The sequence below is a fragment of the Serratia sp. CY55921 genome (assembly GCF_052167655.1).
Classification (GTDB): domain Bacteria; phylum Pseudomonadota; class Gammaproteobacteria; order Enterobacterales; family Enterobacteriaceae; genus Serratia; species Serratia ureilytica.
On record NZ_JBJNMU010000001.1, the window covers coordinates 89,626 to 106,252 of the forward strand.

Consider the following 16,627-nt stretch of genomic DNA (forward strand, 5'->3'; position numbering starts at 1 on the left):
TTCCAGCCTGTCACCGCCGTATTAACGTGAGGCATTTTTGCGTAATCGGTTGGCAGGAATAAGCGATTGGGAGGTCGCCATGAGAAACCTGTTAATGTTGTTGGTGGGGCTGTTTTCATTACCGGCGATGGCGGCTGAGTCGCACGTCTGCCATTCTCAAGCTTATGATTATGCAGAGGTTAGTAAGCTAAGGTTGTCTGACGATACTCTGTTTTTCTGCCGCGGCGTGGGGCGCCTGACGATCCCGGAATTGGCGCGAAAAGGCTGGAAGGTGATTCACCTGGCGCAGCAAACTGAATATACCGACTCCGTCGACAGCGATGGCGAAGTTATTAAGCTTTATCAGGAAATCGTGGTGTATAAAGAATAACGCGACGGCAGCCTGTGATTATTTCAACGGCGGCGGGAACCCTATTATGAATGCAAGAATCGGTATCGACGGCAGGGCTGCCGCCGCCATGGTGATGCTATGCGCCATTTGGGGAATGCAGCAGGTGGCGATCAAGGCCGCCGAGCCGGATGTGTCGGCGGTGCTGCAAATTGCCATTCGCTCTGGTCTTGCCGCGCTGGGGGTTTACCTGCTGGCGCGCTGCCGCGGCGAGTGCTTCACCTGGGATCGCGCCACGCTGAGCGCCGGTTTGAGCGTAGGGGCATTGTTCGCGCTGGAGTTCTTTTTTGTCTCCGAAGGGCTGCGCTATACCAGCGCTTCGCATATGGCGGTGTTTTTGTATACCGCGCCGCTGTTTTCCGCTCTCGGCCTGCATTTTCTGATTCGCCAGGAACGCCTGTCGTCGGTGCAGTGGCTTGGCATGCTCATCGCCTTTGGCGGCGTGGTGTTGGCCATATCGGGCATGGCTGAGGGCAGCGGCGCTGCAGCTCGGTTGAAGGGCGATCTCTACGGTCTGCTGGCGGGGATCGCCTGGGGCGGTTCTACGCTGGTGATCCGTACCACGCGTCTGGCGGAGTGCCCGGCTAAACAGACGCTGCTGTTCCAGTTGACGGGCGCCTGCGTGCTGCTGTCGTTGCTGGCGATAGCGTCGGGCAATTTGCACGTCGCTCTGAGCCGGGTGGCCTGGAGCAGCCTGCTGTTCCAAACGGTGATCGTGTCGTTTTTCAGCTACCTGATCTGGTTTTCACTGTTGCGCCGTTATCAGGCGTCCTCGCTGGGCATTCTCACCTTTATGACGCCGGTATTCGGTATCCTGGCCGGCGTCGTCATGCTCGGCGAGCCGCTGCAAATTGAGTTTGTATTGGGTGCCGTGCTGATCGTGCTGGGGTTAATCGTGGTGAGTTGTTCATATCTTATTTATTTTGACCGTAGGGTGGCACCAAAAATATAAATTATGGATGTTGATGTACAGAATTACCAAATAAGCTGCGCAAGCCAATTCATTATTCAGATGCAAATATCCCGCTATGCCTGGGGCGTGCCGTTGATTACGCTCAGCGATAACGGTGACTTTACCGTGATAAGAAGCCGAGGTTGGTCGAAATTGGCTAACGGGATGCCGCTGGAGGTTTATTACTTTGCCAATAATTCCCTGCTGACCTGGGATAAAAATCGCAAATATATCTCTTATTCAAAGGCCGGCCGGCTCTATGCCTGCGCGTTGCATTTTTCTTATTCTCCCAAAGTATGGCGATAACCCTCTGGCCATCAGACCAGAGGGGATATTTTCATTATCCACTGCTTAAACGCGAGGATCTTCGGCCACTGCCGCTCGGAGATGGTCGAGGTAAAATAGCAGTGTTCGCAGGGCACGGTCATATCGGCGAACGGAATGATCAGCTCGCCGCTTTTGATCCAGTCCTGCACCAGATTAAGCCGCCCCATGGCGACGCCAAGGTGCCGCGTAGCGGCCAGCACCGCGAGATCGGAACGGTCGAACTCCATACTTTTACTGTCGGTATCCAGCCCCAGCGCAAAGTGTTGTGACCAGGTTTGCCACTCATCTTCGCCGGAGTTGTAGCGATCGTGCAGCAGCGTACAGTGAGCCAGGTTTTCCGGCGCATCATACAGATTGTGTGCGGCGGCGTACTGCGGCGTGCAGATCGGCACCATCGATTCCTGCATAAAGGCTTCTTCCAGATGCCGCCCCGAGCGCAGTTTGCCGAAGTACATCGCCAGATCCACGCCGCGGTTGGCCAGGTTGATGATTTCCTGCCCGGTCAGAATGTTGAGGTGAATGGTGGGGTGCTGGGCGATAAAATCGCCGATGCGCGGCAGCAGCAGACATTGCACCAGGGACGGGTGCGAGTAGAGGGTCAAGGTCCCCGTCAACTCGCGGTTTTTGATGTCCAGGATTTCCTGATTCAAGGTGTTGAAGGAGCTGTCCAGCGCCCATTGCATGCGCTCGCCCTCCGGCGTCAGCGTAATTCTGCGATGAAAGCGTTGGAATAGCAGAAACCCCAATTCCTTTTCGAGCAAATTAATGCGGTGGCTCACGGCGCTGGGGGTGATCGACAATTCTTGTGCCGCCAGCGCAAAAGATAAATGACGGGCGACGCATTCGAAAGTATGCAGCCTGGAAAATTGATAGCTGGTCAGCGGGGTCGCCCGCTGCGAATGTTTTTTACTGGGGAACATGCTATTTCTCCGTGCGCATAATCCGGCAATATTAACATTTAATGGTGCGGAGGATAAACCCAGCCTGATTGATATATTCGGTTTTTATGCCGAGGGATTTCGTTATGTTGAGGGTAAATTAACTTACTGGCATAACACGCGGAAATAACAGACACAGGGGGCGTTGACTGAGAGGGCGATGATAATCAGCAATAGGACGAATATAATAAAAGAGGTGCCGTTAAGCCGCGAGTAAAGGCGGTGTGCGACAGCCTGAACGATAAAGGCTCATGTTCCATGCGGGATATAACGGTTTCGCCATAATAATCCGTGGCATGGCGACGCAGAGCACGCGTTAAGCCCGGATGCCAACGAGAGGGAGGCAGCAATCCCCCGCCTGGCAAAGAACCGTGCCCGGTGGCTGCCCACCGGACACGGCATTCAGGGAAAAGTGGTTTGCTCGTCGGCGCCCATCAACGGCGACGCAGCAGCAGGCCGGCCAACAGACCTGCGCCGGCAACGAGTGCCAACGCGGCGAGGGGATTTTTCTTCATCATGCTGCCGGCGCAGCTCAGGGCGTCGCCGTATTTTTCTTGCAGCGCGCCCACTGCCTGGCGCGTGACGCCTTCGGCCTGCCAACGTTCGTTGCCGCTGACGTCGCCCGCGATTTCCTGCGCTTTGCCCGCCACTTTTTCCATCATGCCATTGGCTTTTTCGCTGTTCATTATGATGCGCTCCTTAGGTTCGATCCGTTTGGCGTTCGCACAGGGCGAAAGCCTGCATTTGCACCGCCATGTTATGCACTTCACTCGGTGCTCATAAGGGGCGTTTGCATCGGTATGGCTAGTGCATTTGCAGGCTACTTGCCATTCATCGAGGCCGGTCCGCCGGTAAACAGCCCGCGTTCTCTGGCCCATACGATGGCTTCGCTGCGGCTGTGCACGCCGAGTTTGGAATAGACCGTCGCGACATGATTGCGAATGGTGTTGAGCGCCAGATTGAGGCGCGCCGCGATTTTCTTGTCCGGCAGTCCCTCGCAGATCAAACCCAGCACATCGCGCTCGCGCGGGGTGAGATCGTTGGCGGCAAACCCGGTCTGGTTGGACCGATTGATGCTTTTCACATTAGCCAGTTTTTCGATCAGGGTTTGGCTAAACCACGAGGCGTCCTGCATCACTTCCTCGATGGCGTTCACCAGCTCCAGCTCCGAGCGCTTGCGTTCGGTAATGTCCATGAGCACCAACAGATAGCAGGGCGCATTATGGATGCTGACGGCATCCGCCGAGGCCACGCAGTCGATTAACTCGCTCCCTTTCTTGCGCACCCGGATGTCCATCCCTTCGACATTGCCGGTTTTTTCCAGGGCGGCAAACAAACGGCTGCCCGCCTCGGGATCGTCAAAAACCGGGATCTCGTCGACCGATTTGCCGACCAAGGCTTCGGCGTCGCATTCGATGGCGCGGACGAAGGCTTCGTTAACATCCAGCACGCGCCGCCCGTCTGCGGTGCACACCAGCGTTGGCACCGGGCTCAGGCGGAAAGATTTGGCGAACCGCTCTTCACTTTCTCGCAGCGCCGATTCAGCCTGGCGCCGGGGTTCGAGATCGGTAAACGTGAACAGCATGCAGTCGTCTTCATTGATGTCCAACGGTTGACCGGCAACCACCACCAGCTTGCTGCCTCCATCGGGCAGTTTCAGCTCGGCCTCCATCTGCGGAATGGTGGCGCCTTCCCCCAGGCGCTGCACGGCCAGCTCTTTATGCTCGGCCTGTTGCAGGACGTCCAGTTCATAAACCGAACGCCCCAAGACCTGTTCACGTTGGTAACCGGTCATATCAAGGAACCCTTGATTGACCTTGACGTAGCGCAGATCGCTGAGCCGACAGATGACCGCCGGCGCCGGATTGGCGTTAAAGGTTTTTTCAAAGCGCTGTTCGGCGCTGGCCCACTCCGTCGCGTCGCTCATGATCAGCGCCAGCAGCTCCGGCTGCCCCTGCGGATCGGTGACGATCAGGCTCCGCAGGCGGTGCACCCAGAAACTGTCCGGATCGTCGACCTGGCGAACTTCCACCACCACATCGGTGAAGGTCTCGCCATCGGCAACCCGGTTCAAAGGGTACTGATCCAAAGCCAGCGGATGGTTGTTGCGATAGCGCAGGGCAAAACGCGCCGCGTACTCGCCGGCATTGGCTCCCAGGGCTTGCTGGTGGCTCACGCCATGCATGGCTAACGCGGCCTCGTTGGCCCATAGCAGGGTTTGATCGGTATCCGTCAGGATCACGCCGTCGGACAAGCCGGAGATGATTTGCTGCAGGTGGCCGCGGTTGGTTTCGCTGGCCAAGACGGATTGGCTCATGTGTTCTCCGCTAGACAGAAGGGGAGCGGCCGCTTTAGGGGCCGCGGGTTACGCTACTCGCTGAGCAGCTTAGTGCATAACGTGCGTATTCGCAGGGTGTGAATGCACCAGGCGTTCTGGTGCAAATGAACCGGGACGGCCGATGATGCCGCGCGGCAGACTGAATTTGTCTGCGCGGTTTTCTGCCGTGTCTGCAATCACTTGTCCAGAAAATATAAGGAACAACGATGACCACTGTCTATGAATCAAATCGCTTTGCGTTTCAGGTGTCATGGGGCTCGATATTGGCCGGGAGTGCCGTGGCGCTGGTGACTTATCTGATATTCAGCGTGCTGGGGACGGCGATCGGCGCCCAGGCCGTGGATATGATGCAAAAGGGCAACCCGCTGAGCGGATTTGGCACCGGCACTGGGATCTGGCTGCTGGTTTCAACGCTGGCGTCGCTGGCCGCGGGCGCATTCGTCGCCGGCCGCACCGCGCCGAATCGCGGTGGCTTGCATGGCCTGCTGAGCTGGGCGATCACCACCTTGCTGACTACCTGGTTGATGGTGTCACTGGCGAGCGGCGTGGTGGGGCTGGCTGGCAACGCGGTTGGCAAAGGGCTCTCGCTGGCGGGCAGCGGCCTGGCGGCGGCGGCGCCAAGCGTGGGCGACAGCCTGAAGCAACAGTTGGATAAAAAGGGCATCAGCCTCGACTGGGGAAACCTGGAAAGCCAGTTGAACGCAACGCTTAAGCAGAGCGGTAAGCCGGAGCTGGATCCGGCTCGGTTGGAGCAGAAAGCCAATCGGGCGGCCGCCGACGGCAAGCAGTCGGCGGTGGATGCCGCGGCCGATCCGGCGCAGGCCGCCACCGAGCTTAAGCAGTGGTTCGAGCGCGTTAAGCAGTCCGGTGAGCCGACGTTGAGCGCCGCCGATAAGGACGCGCTGGTGAATATTGTTGCGGCACGCACCGGTAAGAGCCGTGATGAAGCGAGCCAAATCGTCGATAACTACGCCCAGGCTTATCAGCAGGCGGTGCAGAAGGTGGAAAAACTCAAGGCCGAGGCCGAGCAGAAAGCGCGTGAAGCGGCTGATGAAGCGGCCAAGCAACTCTCTCGCGCCGCGTGGGGCTCACTGCTGATACTGCTGCTGGGCGCTGCGTTGAGCGCCGGCGTGGGGCGAATTGCCGAGTCAACCCGCCGTACCGTCACGGTGAGTTGAGATGGGCAAAAACCTGTCGTGCATCTCGCTGAATTATCGAAAAGTGGCGGGAGCGTCTGCGCCCGTACTGGTCATCGATTTTTGCAACGAGAACAACGAGCGCTACACCTTGCGCTATAACTTGCCGCCGGATACCCCGGAACGGACCGAGCGACGGGTGTCCTTGCTGCTGTATCTGTTGCGTAAGCACAGAGCGGCAGAGATCGACAACCTGACGGACTAATCCGCTCATTGGATGAAAAGCCCAGCTTTGCGTGCTGGGCTTTTTTTTGAGGAGCGGGCGGTTACGGTAACAAACTATGGCGCGTATCGGCTTGGCGCTTGACGGCGGAGAGGCTGGCGCGGTGCGGGAGCATCAATGCCCCCGGGACGGGAAGGCAATATATGACCTCTAACATGATTTGTTGATGCATCCGCTTTTTCTGTGCAGGGAAAGATAAAAAAGAAACTCACTGTTGCGACACGTGATTATTAAGCCTGATGTTCAGGCTTTGCGTTTATTCCTCTCAGCTTCCTTAGCCACGGCTCAGGCTTTACCCATTAGCTGCAATAAGTGTTATCAACAATCAAGGCTATAAAATGCGATTTAATTTCTGATGATGAAATTCCTATTCGGCCATGCAATTGATGCGATAAAAAACACTTTAAGATAAAAAATTTAACAGAAAGTGTGATTCTCAGTGGCGGCGCAAGTGCTCCTTCAATAGATGCACTTTGTGCCGTTAAATTTTGTTTTTCTATTTTCTTGTGGGTGGATTTATATAACATGATCATTTTCAGTTATTTATATAATGACCTCTTGGAGGGTGTGAGAATAAAAAGAAGAGGGCGTGATTTTTTAGGATTAATCTTAATGACTTAATTTCTTCGCTTAACGATTTTAATGAAAAGGATACGGCTTTTATAAATGCAAGGAGCGCACATGGATTACAGGAGAGATATTCTTTTACAAGTGTTGGAGTATATGGAAAAGAATATTGTGGAGGGGCTTTCGGTTGAGAAGGTTTCAATTATCTCGGGTTACTCTAAATGGCATTTACAGCGGTTGTTTAAGCATTATTTTGGCATTACGCTCGGGACGTATATCAGGAATAGAAAGCTGAGCCGATCGGCTGTCTTGCTCAAACAGCATCAAGGGAACATATTGGATGTCGCCTTGGCATCGGGGTTTGCCTCTCAGCAATGCTACACCCGGGCATTCAAACGTTTCTTTGGCGAAACGCCCAACAGCTTTAGAAACAGCCGGGGATGGGATTTTTCCACGCAGATCCCCCCGTACGGCAACGATAATAAACCCTATTTCTATCATACGGTCATGCCGGATGACATCGAGATGCTGAAGCATTACAAAACATTAATTTTCCATTCTATAAGGAAATACAGAGATGCCAATGATATTGCGCAGACTAATGAGAAACGGCTAAGCAAAAATTGGGGGGCATATAATGTAGAGAAAAGCAGGGGGAATAAATGCCATGCCAACGGCAAGGATCAGGCGGTTTTTCACTCCATCTTCAACTTCTATATCCCAATGGGCAAATATATTGTTATTCCCTTTATGGGCGAGTTGCCTGAGTACGTTAATTTTTTTGAGGGGATATATGATGCTTACTTGCCGGCCATCAACGTCAAAATGAGGGAAAGCTTCTTCATCGAGCTATATAGAGATGAAAATTCAAACAGTAAAGTTATCAATGTCGATATACTTATTCCTGTGACGTAGTGATGGAAAAGGAGACGTCATGAATAGAGAAAATCGCCCCGATTCGATGAATAAACGGCACCACGCACTCCTGCTACTGTATTTAAGGCTGTCTGCCTTTGGCCGAATCATCGTCGCCGGTTTAGGAAAACGGGCCATTCAATTCATGCTGGCATTTATTCTGTTCATGTTTTCAGGAAATGCGATGGCCAATAATCGGGAACATCAGCCAATCGTGTTGGCAGGAATGACCTGGATGGCGTGCCTGCACCCGCAGGGATGAAATTAGGGCTGAATAAGGGATTGGAGCAGGGTCCGCGGGCGGTCGATGCGCATTGGCTCGATAAGGAAAAATGGCGTCCCCGACTGGAATCGAACCAGTAACTAGCCCTTAGGAGGGGCTTGTTATATCCGTTTAACTACGGGGACGCTGCGTACCGGCAACCGAAGCTGCCGGGGCATTATACCTTTTTTTACCCGCAGAATAAGCGCTTAGCGGCGCGTTTGCTCAATACCTCGCCAGTTCGCGCCGAAATTTCCTCGGCTAACCGACGGCGATCACGGTTTTTCCCCGCCGTGGCGCCGTTTTTCCTCTTGCAGGCGCGCCGCCTTATTTTTGGCGCTCAAATCGTTGCGGATTTGCGCGTGGCTTATCAGCGCAAAGATAAAAGTGCCGCCGATGATGTTGCCCGCCAGCGTCGGCAGGGCGAACGGATAAACGAATGCTTGCCATTCCATCGCGCCGTTGAACACCAGATACAGGATCTCCACCGAGCCGACCACGATATGCGTCAAATCGCAAATCGCCACCAGGTAGGTCATCAACACGATCACCCAGATTTTCGCCGCGCCGGCGGCCGGGAACATCCATACCATGGTGGCGATGATCCAGCCGGCCAGGATGCCGTTGGCGAACATTTCTCCCGGCGTATGGCGCATCACCTCTTCGCCCAGGCTGATGAAGGCGCGGCGCGTTTCGGCGTCGAACAGCGGCATATGGGTAAACGCCAGCGCCGCCAGCGCGGTGCCGATCAGATTGCCGAGCAGCACCACGCCCCACAGGCGCAGCAGGATAAGCAGGTTGCGCGGCGTGGGTTTATGCATGATCGGCAACACCGCCGTGACGGTGTTTTCGGTAAACAGCTGCTGGCGCGCCATAATGACAATGATAAAACCGAAGGTGTAGCCGAGGTTCTCAATGAAAAAGCGGCTGGGATCGTCCGGCAAGCGGGCGTGGAAAATGCCTTTCGCCGCCAGCGAGGCGCCCATCGACAGCCCGGCGGCGATCGCCGACCACAGCAGCGCCAGCCCGTCGCGCTCCAGCTCTTTTTCGCCTTCCATCCGGATCTGCTCATGCACCGCCGCCGCGCGCGAAGGCAAATTTTCTTCCCTGACTTCGATTTCGCGTTTGCCCTGTTCCTGCTCTTCGCTCTCTACCTGCATTGTCTCATCCGGCTCGTGCTCCTGGCGTGGCTGTTCGTTCATGCTGTCGCTCCTGCTCAATAAGGGTGAGTTCACGTCATTAAGCGTAGTTGCCCGGTCTAAATGCGGCGAAATACAGAAAAAGGTAACAAGAGTTAAAATCCGCCGATTTTTTCCACGCATTCTTGATCCTGCTCGCCATATTGGCCCCTCGGCGCGCCCGCCGCAGGCTGCGTGCGGGGAAAGGCTTATGCTATGATTCGCTATCCCAAAGAAAAATATGAGTTCCCTGATGCTGGAAGCCAAAAGTCTGAGTTGCGTGCGCGATGAGCGCATCCTGTTTAGCGAGCTAAGCTTTTCAGTTCAGCCGGGCGATATCATTCAGGTAGAAGGGCCGAACGGCGCGGGCAAGACCAGTTTGCTGCGCATCCTCGCCGGTCTGGCGCGGCCGGACGGCGGTGAGGTGTGTTGGCACGGGCGCAACACGCTGCGCGATCGCGCGGCGTATCAGCAAGATTTGCTGTTTATCGGCCATCAACCGGGCATCAAAGCCGTATTGACACCCTTTGAAAATCTGCAGTTTTATCAGGCGGTGCGCGGCGCGGCCGAGCCTCAGGCCATCTGGCGCGCGCTGGAGCAGGTGGGGTTGGTGGGGTACGAAGATCTGCCGGTGGCGCAGCTTTCGGCCGGGCAGCAGCGGCGGGTGGCGCTGGCGCGATTGTGGCTCAGCGCGGCGCCGCTGTGGATCCTCGATGAACCGTTGACGGCAATCGATAAACAGGGCGTGGCCGAGTTGATTAGCCTTTTTGAACAACATGCGCAGCGGGGCGGCATGGTATTGTTGACCACGCATCAGGATTTGGCCGGCGTCAGCCAAACGGTGGGCAAAATTCGTTTGGCGGAACACGACGCGGGGAGTTTGTGATGTTTTTGACTCTGGTGCGTCGCGAATTGAAGATCGCCTGCCGTAAAGGGTCGGAGATCGTCAACCCACTGTGGTTTTTCCTGATTGTGATCACGCTGTTCCCGCTGGGGATTGGCCCTGAACCGCAGCTGCTGGCGCGCATTGCGCCGGGCATCGTGTGGGTGGCGGCGCTGCTGGCTTCGCTGCTGTCGCTGGAGCGGTTGTTTCGCGACGACTTTCTCGACGGTTCGCTGGAGCAGCTGTTGCTGCTGCCGACGCCGCTGCCGATGACGGTGCTGGGCAAAGTGTGTGCTCACTGGGTTGTGACGGGATTGCCGCTGCTGATCCTGTCGCCGCTGGTGGCGCTGCTGCTGTCGCTTGATATGCAAACCTGGCTGGCGGTGGCGGGTACGCTGCTGCTCGGCACGCCGACGCTGAGTCTGATCGGCGCTATCGGCGTGGGGCTGACCGTCGGCCTGCGCAAAGGGGGCGTGCTGCTCAGCCTGCTGGTGCTGCCGCTGTATATCCCGGTGCTGATCTTCGCCACCGGCGCGATCGACGCCGCCTCGATGGGCATGCCGATCGACGGTTATCTGGCGATACTCGGCGCGATGCTGGCGGGCAGCGTGACATTGGCGCCGTTTGCCACCGCGGCGGCGCTGCGAGTGAGCGTGCACTAGCTAACGTATTGAATGAACAGACGGGGCAAGGCCGACAAGAGCGTACCCCGCAGAAGATTTTCGCCGTTTCGAACGCTCGGAGCGGCCGACGCATAAAAATTACCGTGAGCACTGACGACAATGTGGAAATGGTTACATCAACTGGCGCGGCCCGAACGGCTGTATCACGTCTGCGGCCGCTTTATCCCCTGGCTGGGGCTGGCGGCGGCGGCCTGCCTGCTGCTCGGCTGGGCATGGGGCTTTGGCTTCGCGCCGAAGGATTATCAGCAGGGCGACAGCTTCCGCATCATTTATATTCATGTCCCGGCGGCCATGTGGTCGATGGGCATCTACGCCTCGATGGCGGTGGCGGCGTTTATCGGCCTGGTGTGGCAGATGAAAATGTCCGATACCGTGGTGGCGGCGATGGCGCCGATCGGCGCGGTGTTCACCTTTATCGCGCTGGTGACCGGTTCCGCCTGGGGTAAGCCGATGTGGGGCACCTGGTGGGTATGGGACGCGCGGCTGACCTCCGAGCTGGTGCTGCTGTTCCTCTATATGGGCGTTATCGCGCTGTATAACGCTTTTGAAGACCGTCGCCTGGCGGGCCGGGCCGCCGGCATTCTGGTGCTGGTGGGCGTGGTGAACATTCCGATCATCCATTTCTCCGTCGAATGGTGGAATACGCTGCATCAGGGCTCGACCAACATGCAGCAATCCATCGCGCCAAGCATGCGCACCCCGCTGCGCTGGGCGATCCTCGGCTATCTGCTGTTGTTCATCACGCTGACGCTGATGCGCCTGCGCAATCTTATCCTGTTCCAGGAGCGCCAGCGCCCGTGGGTTGCCGGGCTGGTGAATAAGGAGCGTCAGTCATGAATGCCGCGTTCGATTCCTGGCCGGCGTTTTTCGCCATGGGCGGTTATGCCTTCTATGTCTGGCTGGCGGTCGCCGTCACGCTGATTTCGCTGTTGGGGCTGGTGGCGCACACCGTCTGGCAGCGACGGCTATTGCTCGCCGAGATCGGCCGCCGTCAGGCGCGCGAGCGGCGCATTCGCCATGCGCAACAATCAAAACAAAAATCCGCCGCACCGCGGGAGAAATCATTGTGAATCCACGTCGTAAAAGCCGCCTTTATCTGGCGATCGTTGTGCTGATCGGCATCGCGCTGACCGCAACCCTGATGCTGTACGCGCTGCGCTCCAACATCGATCTGTTCTACACCCCGGGTGAAATCCTGCAGGGTAAGGGCGAAAACCATGAGAAGCCCGAGGTCGGCCAGCGGCTGCGCATCGGAGGCATGGTGATGCCCGGCTCGGTGAAACGCGATCCCAATACGCTGCAGGTCAGCTTCAAGATTTACGATGCGCGCGGCGCGATCGGCGTGACCTACACCGGCATTCTGCCGGACCTGTTCCGCGAAGGGCAGGGCGTGGTGGCGCAGGGCGTGCTGGGCGAGGGCAACGTGGTCAACGCGCGCGAAGTGCTGGCCAAGCACGACGAGAAATACACCCCGCCGGAAGTGGCCGACGCGATGAAAGAGAATCACAAAGGGCCGGCGGAAGCGTATAACGCGCCGCAGGCGGAGGGCGCCAAGTCATGATGCCGGAACTGGGCAGTTTTCTGCTGTGCCTGGCGCTGGCGATCGCGCTGCTGCTGAGCATTTACCCGCAGTGGGGCGCGGCGCGGCAGGACAGCCGCATGATGGCGGTGGCCCGCCCGCTGACCTACGGCATGTTCGCCGCGATTGCGCTGGCGTTCCTGTGCCTGGTGCATGCCTTCGTGGTCAATGACTTTACCGTCGCCTACGTGGCCACCAACTCCAATACCCAACTGCCGGTGTATTACCGCATCGCCGCCACCTGGGGGGCGCACGAAGGTTCGCTGCTGCTGTGGGTGCTGCTGCTGAGCTGCTGGTCGCTGGCGGTGGCGTTGTGCAGCCGGGCGATGCCACAGGACGCGGTGGCGCGGGTGTTGTCGGTGATGGGCATGATCACCGCCGGCTTCCTGCTGTTCATCATCATGACCTCCAACCCGTTCACCCGCACGTTGCCTAACTTCCCGATCGACGGCAGCGATCTCAACCCGCTGCTGCAGGATATCGGCCTGATCTTCCACCCGCCGCTGCTGTACATGGGCTATGTCGGCTTCTCGGTCGCCTTCGCGTTCGCCATCGCCTCGCTGATGGCCGGCCGGCTCGACACCGCCTGGGCGCGCTGGTCGCGCCCGTGGACCACCGCCGCCTGGGTGTTCCTCACGCTGGGCATCGTGCTCGGATCGGCCTGGGCCTACTATGAGCTGGGCTGGGGCGGCTGGTGGTTCTGGGATCCGGTGGAGAACGCTTCCTTTATGCCGTGGCTGGCCGGCACCGCGCTGATGCATTCGCTGGCGGTGACCGAGAAACGCGGCACGTTCAAAGCCTGGACGGTGTTGCTGGCGATCACCGCTTTCTCGCTGTGCCTGCTGGGCACCTTCCTGGTGCGCTCCGGCGTGCTGGTCTCGGTGCACTCCTTCGCCTCCGATCCGGCGCGCGGCATGTTTATTCTCGCCTATCTGGTGATCGTCATCGGCGGTTCGCTGCTGCTGTACGCGGTCAAGGGCGGCCAGGTGCGCAGCCGGGTGCAGCACGAGACCTTCTCGCGCGAGACCTTCCTGCTGGGCAACAACGTGCTGCTGATCGCCGCCATGCTGGTGGTGCTGTTGGGCACGCTGCTGCCGCTGGTGCACAAACAGTTGGGGCTGGGCAGCATTTCGATCGGCGAGCCGTTCTTCAACACCATGTTCACCTGGCTGATGGCGCCGCTGGCGCTGCTGTTGGGCATCGGGCCGCTGGTGCGCTGGCGCCGCGATGAGCCGGGCAAGCTGTGGCGCCGCCTCGGCGTGGCGCTGCTGGTGACGCTGGTGCTGTCGATTCTGCTGCCGTGGCTGTTGCAGGACAGCATCGCCGGCATGACGGTGGTGGGCCTGATTATGGCGCTGTGGGTGATCATCCTGACGCTGATGGAGCTGCATGAGCGCGCCACCCATCGTCACGGTTTCTGGCGCGGCCTGCGGCAGCTGTCCCGTAGCCACTGGGGCATGGTGCTCGGCCACCTCGGCGTGGCGGTGACGGTGATCGGCATCGCCTTCAGCCAGAACTACAGCGTGGAGCGCGACGTGCGGATGAAGGCCGGCGACAGCGTGGATATCCACAACTATCACTTCGTGTTCCGCGACGTGCACGACATTCGCGGCCCGAACTACAGCGGCGGCGTCGGCATCATCGACGTCACGCGCAACGGCAAGCCGGAGGCGACGCTGCACGCGGAGAAACGCTACTACAGCGTGGCGCGCAGCATGATGACCGAGGCGGCGATCGACGGCGGGTTCAGCCGCGATCTGTACGCAGCGCTGGGCGAGGAGCTGGAAGACGGATCCTGGGCGGTGCGTCTGTATTACAAACCCTTCGTGCGCTGGATCTGGTTCGGCGGCGTCTTTATGGCGCTCGGCGGCCTGCTGTGCATTCTCGACCCGCGTTATCGCATGAGCAAAAAGCTCAAGCGTGAAGGCAAGCTGGAGGCGCAATCATGAAGCGTAAGCTGCTGTTTATCCCGTTGGTGCTCTTCCTGCTGCTGGTGGCGGCCCTGATGGTGCAACTGACACGCAACGCCGGCGGCGAAGATCCGACCATGCTGGAGTCGGCGCTGATCGGCAAACCGGTGCCGACCTTCAGGCTGGAATCGTTGGATCAGCCGGGCAAAACCTACGATCAGGCGGTGCTGCGCGACGGCAAGCCGATATTGCTCAACGTCTGGGCCACCTGGTGTCCGACCTGCCGCGCGGAGCACCAGTATCTCAATACGCTGGCGGCGCGCGGCGTGCGGGTGGTCGGCTTGAACTATAAAGACGATCGCGCCAAGGCGGTGACCTGGCTTAATTCCCTCGGCAATCCCTATGCGCTCAGCCTGTACGACGGCGACGGCATGCTGGGGTTGGATCTTGGGGTGTACGGCGCGCCTGAGACCTTCCTTATCGACGGACAGGGGATCATTCGCTATCGCCATGCCGGCGACATGAACGAGCGCGTCTGGCAGCAGGAAGTGCTGCCGCTGTATAGAAAGTACGGGGGTGAGGCATGAGGCTGATTGCCCTGCTGTTCGCCGCATTGCTGAGCTGGAGCGCCGCTGCGGCGATCGATACCTATCGCTTCAACTCCGTCGAGCAGGAGCAACAGTATCGCGAGTTGACCGAACAGCTGCGCTGCCCGAAATGCCAGAACAACAGCATTGCCGATTCCAACGCCATTATCGCCGCAGACATGCGCACCAAGGTGTACGAGCTGATGATGCAGGGGCAAAGCAAGCAGCAGATCATCGACTACATGGTGGCGCGTTATGGCAATTTCGTCACCTACGAACCGCCGGTAACGCCGGCGACGCTGATCTTGTGGATCGGCCCGCTGCTGTTCGTGCTGATAGGCGGGGCGGTGGTGATCCTGCGCACCCGTCGCCGGCTCGATGCGGCGGTGGACGATGAATTCTCCGAACGGGAACGGCAGCGCCTGGCGGCGTTGTTGCAAGAGACTGACAGGAAGAAACCCTAATGGCTTTTTGGCTGATTATTTGCGTGTTGCTGGCCGGCGCCGCCGCGTTGCTGGTGGTGCCGGCGATGCGCCACGGCAAACAGAGCGCCGCTACGCGCGATGCGCTGAACAAGGCGTTCTATCAGGATCGCCTCAGCGAACTGGAGCAGGACGAGCAGCAGGGCGTGGTGGCCGAGCGCCCGGAGCTGGTTAAAGAGCTGCAACAGAACCTGTTGAACGACATCCCCGTCGAACAGGCAGAGCAGGCGAAACCGATCAACCGTTGGGCGTTAGTGCCGGGCGTGCTGTTATTGCTGGCGGTGACCGTTGGCTTTTATCTGAAAACCGGCGGGTTGGCGCAGGTGCTGGATTGGCGTCTGGTGCAGGCGCAAATGCCGGAATTGCGTGAGCGTGTCGCCAATGAGCGCGCCAAACCGCTGAGCATGGAAGAGATCGCTCGCCTCGGGCTGGGGCTGCGCACCGAGCTGCAGCAGGACGATCGCAATATCAATGACTGGATGATGCTGGGGCGCGTCGGCATGGCGTTGAACAACGCCACCACCGCCACGCAGGCATTTGCTCATGCCTATCAATTGGATCCGAATAGTCTGGAAGTGCGGCTCGGCTATGCCGAGGTCTTGACGCGATCCAACGATCCGGAGGATAACAAGCAGGCGACGCAGCTGTTGCGGCGCATGATCGCGGAAAATCACAGCGATCCGCGGGTGCTCAGCCTGTTGGCGTTCAACGCTTTCGAACAGGGCGATTTCAAACAGGCGATCGGCGCCTGGCAAGTGATGCTGCAGCTGCTGCCGGCCAACGATCCGCGCGCGGAAGTGATAAAGCGCAGTATTGCACAAGCAAAAGCCCAGGCCGGCGGAGAAACTGTTAAACTGAATGTGACTGTTTCACTGTCACCGCAGGCGGCGAAAGCCATGCCGCCGCAGGGGACGCTGGTTATCTCGGTGACCGACGGCGTCAGCCCGGTGCCGGTCGCGGTAAAACAATTGCCGCTGAGCCGTTTTCCGCTGTCTTTCTCTCTGGACGACAGCAACGCCATGATGCCCGAGCGTCTACTCTCGGCACAGCATCAGGTGCAGGTGCGTGTGCGCCTCTCACAGGACGGATTGGCCACGCCGCAGCCGGGGGACTGGTTCGGCGAAAGCTCGCTGCAGACATTCAGCGGCAAAGAGCAGGTTAGCGTTCAGATAAACAAGCAGGTCCCTGAAAAATAAGACCGAACGTGTTTTTATGGAGA

The 16,627-nt window shown here is 58.3% G+C and carries 20 protein-coding genes and 1 tRNA gene; 16 read left to right on the forward strand and 5 right to left on the reverse strand.

Annotated features, from left to right (window positions below):
• Nucleotides 1-79 precede the first annotated feature (79 nt).
• Genes ACJ8M3_RS00470 through ACJ8M3_RS00480 form a run of 3 tightly spaced genes read left to right on the forward strand, consistent with a single transcriptional unit; the run spans nt 80 to nt 1,646 of the window.
• A complete protein-coding gene (locus ACJ8M3_RS00470) occupies nt 80-370 on the forward strand; it encodes a hypothetical protein (RefSeq protein WP_033643929.1) in 291 nt (96 codons plus the stop codon).
• Nucleotides 371-416: 46 nt separating this feature from the next.
• On the forward strand, nt 417-1,340 hold the full coding sequence (locus tag ACJ8M3_RS00475; protein ID WP_089197290.1) for a DMT family transporter: 924 nt from the start codon (nt 417-419) through the stop codon (nt 1,338-1,340).
• Nucleotides 1,341-1,343: 3 nt separating this feature from the next.
• Entirely contained in the window at nt 1,344-1,646 is a 303-nt protein-coding gene (locus tag ACJ8M3_RS00480; RefSeq protein WP_033643927.1) for a hypothetical protein, read from the forward strand.
• Nucleotides 1,647-1,657: 11 nt separating this feature from the next.
• On the opposite strand, the gene dsdC is transcribed toward ACJ8M3_RS00480, so the two are convergent.
• The 3 genes from dsdC to ACJ8M3_RS00495 all read right to left on the reverse strand — a co-directional run bounded on the left by dsdC (nt 1,658) and on the right by ACJ8M3_RS00495 (nt 4,922).
• The gene (gene dsdC, locus ACJ8M3_RS00485; protein WP_033651984.1) at nt 1,658-2,587 is read right to left on the reverse strand and encodes a DNA-binding transcriptional regulator DsdC; all 930 of its coding nucleotides are present in this window, start codon (nt 2,585-2,587) and stop codon (nt 1,658-1,660) included.
• Between the two features lie 452 nt (nt 2,588-3,039).
• Nucleotides 3,040-3,291, reverse strand: a complete 252-nt coding sequence (locus tag ACJ8M3_RS00490) for a CsbD family protein (RefSeq protein WP_033643925.1) — start codon at nt 3,289-3,291, stop codon at nt 3,040-3,042.
• Between the two features lie 134 nt (nt 3,292-3,425).
• The gene (locus ACJ8M3_RS00495) at nt 3,426-4,922 is read right to left on the reverse strand and encodes a PAS domain S-box protein (RefSeq protein WP_089197289.1); all 1,497 of its coding nucleotides are present in this window, start codon (nt 4,920-4,922) and stop codon (nt 3,426-3,428) included.
• 227 nt (nt 4,923-5,149) lie between these two features.
• Here ACJ8M3_RS00495 and ACJ8M3_RS00500 point away from each other — a divergent pair, with 227 nt between their 5' ends.
• From ACJ8M3_RS00500 to ACJ8M3_RS00515, 4 genes are all read left to right on the forward strand, one after another.
• The gene (locus ACJ8M3_RS00500) at nt 5,150-6,121 is read left to right on the forward strand and encodes a hypothetical protein (protein ID WP_046896279.1); all 972 of its coding nucleotides are present in this window, start codon (nt 5,150-5,152) and stop codon (nt 6,119-6,121) included.
• Between the two features lies 1 nt (nt 6,122).
• On the forward strand, nt 6,123-6,344 hold the full coding sequence (locus ACJ8M3_RS00505; protein WP_033643922.1) for a hypothetical protein: 222 nt from the start codon (nt 6,123-6,125) through the stop codon (nt 6,342-6,344).
• A 699-nt stretch (nt 6,345-7,043) separates the two neighbouring features.
• Nucleotides 7,044-7,844: a helix-turn-helix domain-containing protein gene (locus ACJ8M3_RS00510; RefSeq protein WP_089197288.1), complete on the forward strand. Its 801-nt coding sequence runs from the start codon at nt 7,044-7,046 to the stop codon at nt 7,842-7,844.
• A gap of 19 nt (nt 7,845-7,863) precedes the next feature.
• Nucleotides 7,864-8,106, forward strand: a complete 243-nt coding sequence (locus ACJ8M3_RS00515; protein ID WP_089197287.1) for a hypothetical protein — start codon at nt 7,864-7,866, stop codon at nt 8,104-8,106.
• Nucleotides 8,107-8,177: 71 nt separating this feature from the next.
• Here ACJ8M3_RS00515 and ACJ8M3_RS00520 read toward each other — a convergent pair.
• Together ACJ8M3_RS00520 and ACJ8M3_RS00525 are read right to left on the reverse strand one after the other, a co-directional pair.
• A tRNA-Arg gene (locus ACJ8M3_RS00520) sits at nt 8,178-8,252 on the reverse strand.
• A 129-nt stretch (nt 8,253-8,381) separates the two neighbouring features.
• Nucleotides 8,382-9,308: a formate/nitrite transporter family protein gene (locus tag ACJ8M3_RS00525; protein ID WP_046687571.1), complete on the reverse strand. Its 927-nt coding sequence runs from the start codon at nt 9,306-9,308 to the stop codon at nt 8,382-8,384.
• Between the two features lie 229 nt (nt 9,309-9,537).
• Between ACJ8M3_RS00525 and ccmA the strand changes: the two genes are divergently transcribed.
• The 9 genes from ccmA (at nt 9,538) to ccmI (ending at nt 16,604) form a co-directional block, all read left to right on the forward strand.
• The gene (gene ccmA, locus ACJ8M3_RS00530; RefSeq protein WP_089197705.1) at nt 9,538-10,170 is read left to right on the forward strand and encodes a cytochrome c biogenesis heme-transporting ATPase CcmA; all 633 of its coding nucleotides are present in this window, start codon (nt 9,538-9,540) and stop codon (nt 10,168-10,170) included.
• Complete coding sequence (gene ccmB / locus ACJ8M3_RS00535) at nt 10,170-10,829, forward strand: heme exporter protein CcmB (RefSeq protein ID WP_025303731.1); 660 nt, start codon at nt 10,170-10,172, stop codon at nt 10,827-10,829. The genes ccmA and ccmB overlap by 1 nt, the downstream gene beginning before the upstream one ends.
• Before the next feature lie 120 nt (nt 10,830-10,949).
• Nucleotides 10,950-11,687: a heme ABC transporter permease gene (locus tag ACJ8M3_RS00540; RefSeq protein WP_042785127.1), complete on the forward strand. Its 738-nt coding sequence runs from the start codon at nt 10,950-10,952 to the stop codon at nt 11,685-11,687.
• Complete coding sequence (gene ccmD / locus ACJ8M3_RS00545) at nt 11,684-11,920, forward strand: heme exporter protein CcmD (protein WP_033651976.1); 237 nt, start codon at nt 11,684-11,686, stop codon at nt 11,918-11,920. Before ACJ8M3_RS00540 ends, ccmD begins: the two co-directional genes overlap by 4 nt.
• Nucleotides 11,917-12,411 carry a cytochrome c maturation protein CcmE gene (ccmE, locus tag ACJ8M3_RS00550; protein WP_004936264.1) on the forward strand — a complete coding sequence of 165 codons (495 nt, stop codon included), beginning with the start codon at nt 11,917-11,919 and terminating at the stop codon, nt 12,409-12,411. Before ccmD ends, ccmE begins: the two co-directional genes overlap by 4 nt.
• Nucleotides 12,408-14,378 carry a heme lyase CcmF/NrfE family subunit gene (locus ACJ8M3_RS00555; RefSeq protein ID WP_033643917.1) on the forward strand — a complete coding sequence of 657 codons (1,971 nt, stop codon included), beginning with the start codon at nt 12,408-12,410 and terminating at the stop codon, nt 14,376-14,378. The genes ccmE and ACJ8M3_RS00555 overlap by 4 nt, the downstream gene beginning before the upstream one ends.
• On the forward strand, nt 14,375-14,926 hold the full coding sequence (locus ACJ8M3_RS00560; protein ID WP_033643916.1) for a DsbE family thiol:disulfide interchange protein: 552 nt from the start codon (nt 14,375-14,377) through the stop codon (nt 14,924-14,926). Before ACJ8M3_RS00555 ends, ACJ8M3_RS00560 begins: the two co-directional genes overlap by 4 nt.
• Nucleotides 14,923-15,390 (forward strand): cytochrome c-type biogenesis protein, encoded by a 468-nt coding sequence (locus ACJ8M3_RS00565; RefSeq protein WP_047025282.1) that lies wholly within the window; start codon nt 14,923-14,925, stop codon nt 15,388-15,390. Before ACJ8M3_RS00560 ends, ACJ8M3_RS00565 begins: the two co-directional genes overlap by 4 nt.
• Complete coding sequence (gene ccmI / locus ACJ8M3_RS00570; RefSeq protein ID WP_033651975.1) at nt 15,390-16,604, forward strand: c-type cytochrome biogenesis protein CcmI; 1,215 nt, start codon at nt 15,390-15,392, stop codon at nt 16,602-16,604. Before ACJ8M3_RS00565 ends, ccmI begins: the two co-directional genes overlap by 1 nt.
• Nucleotides 16,605-16,627 lie beyond the last annotated feature (23 nt).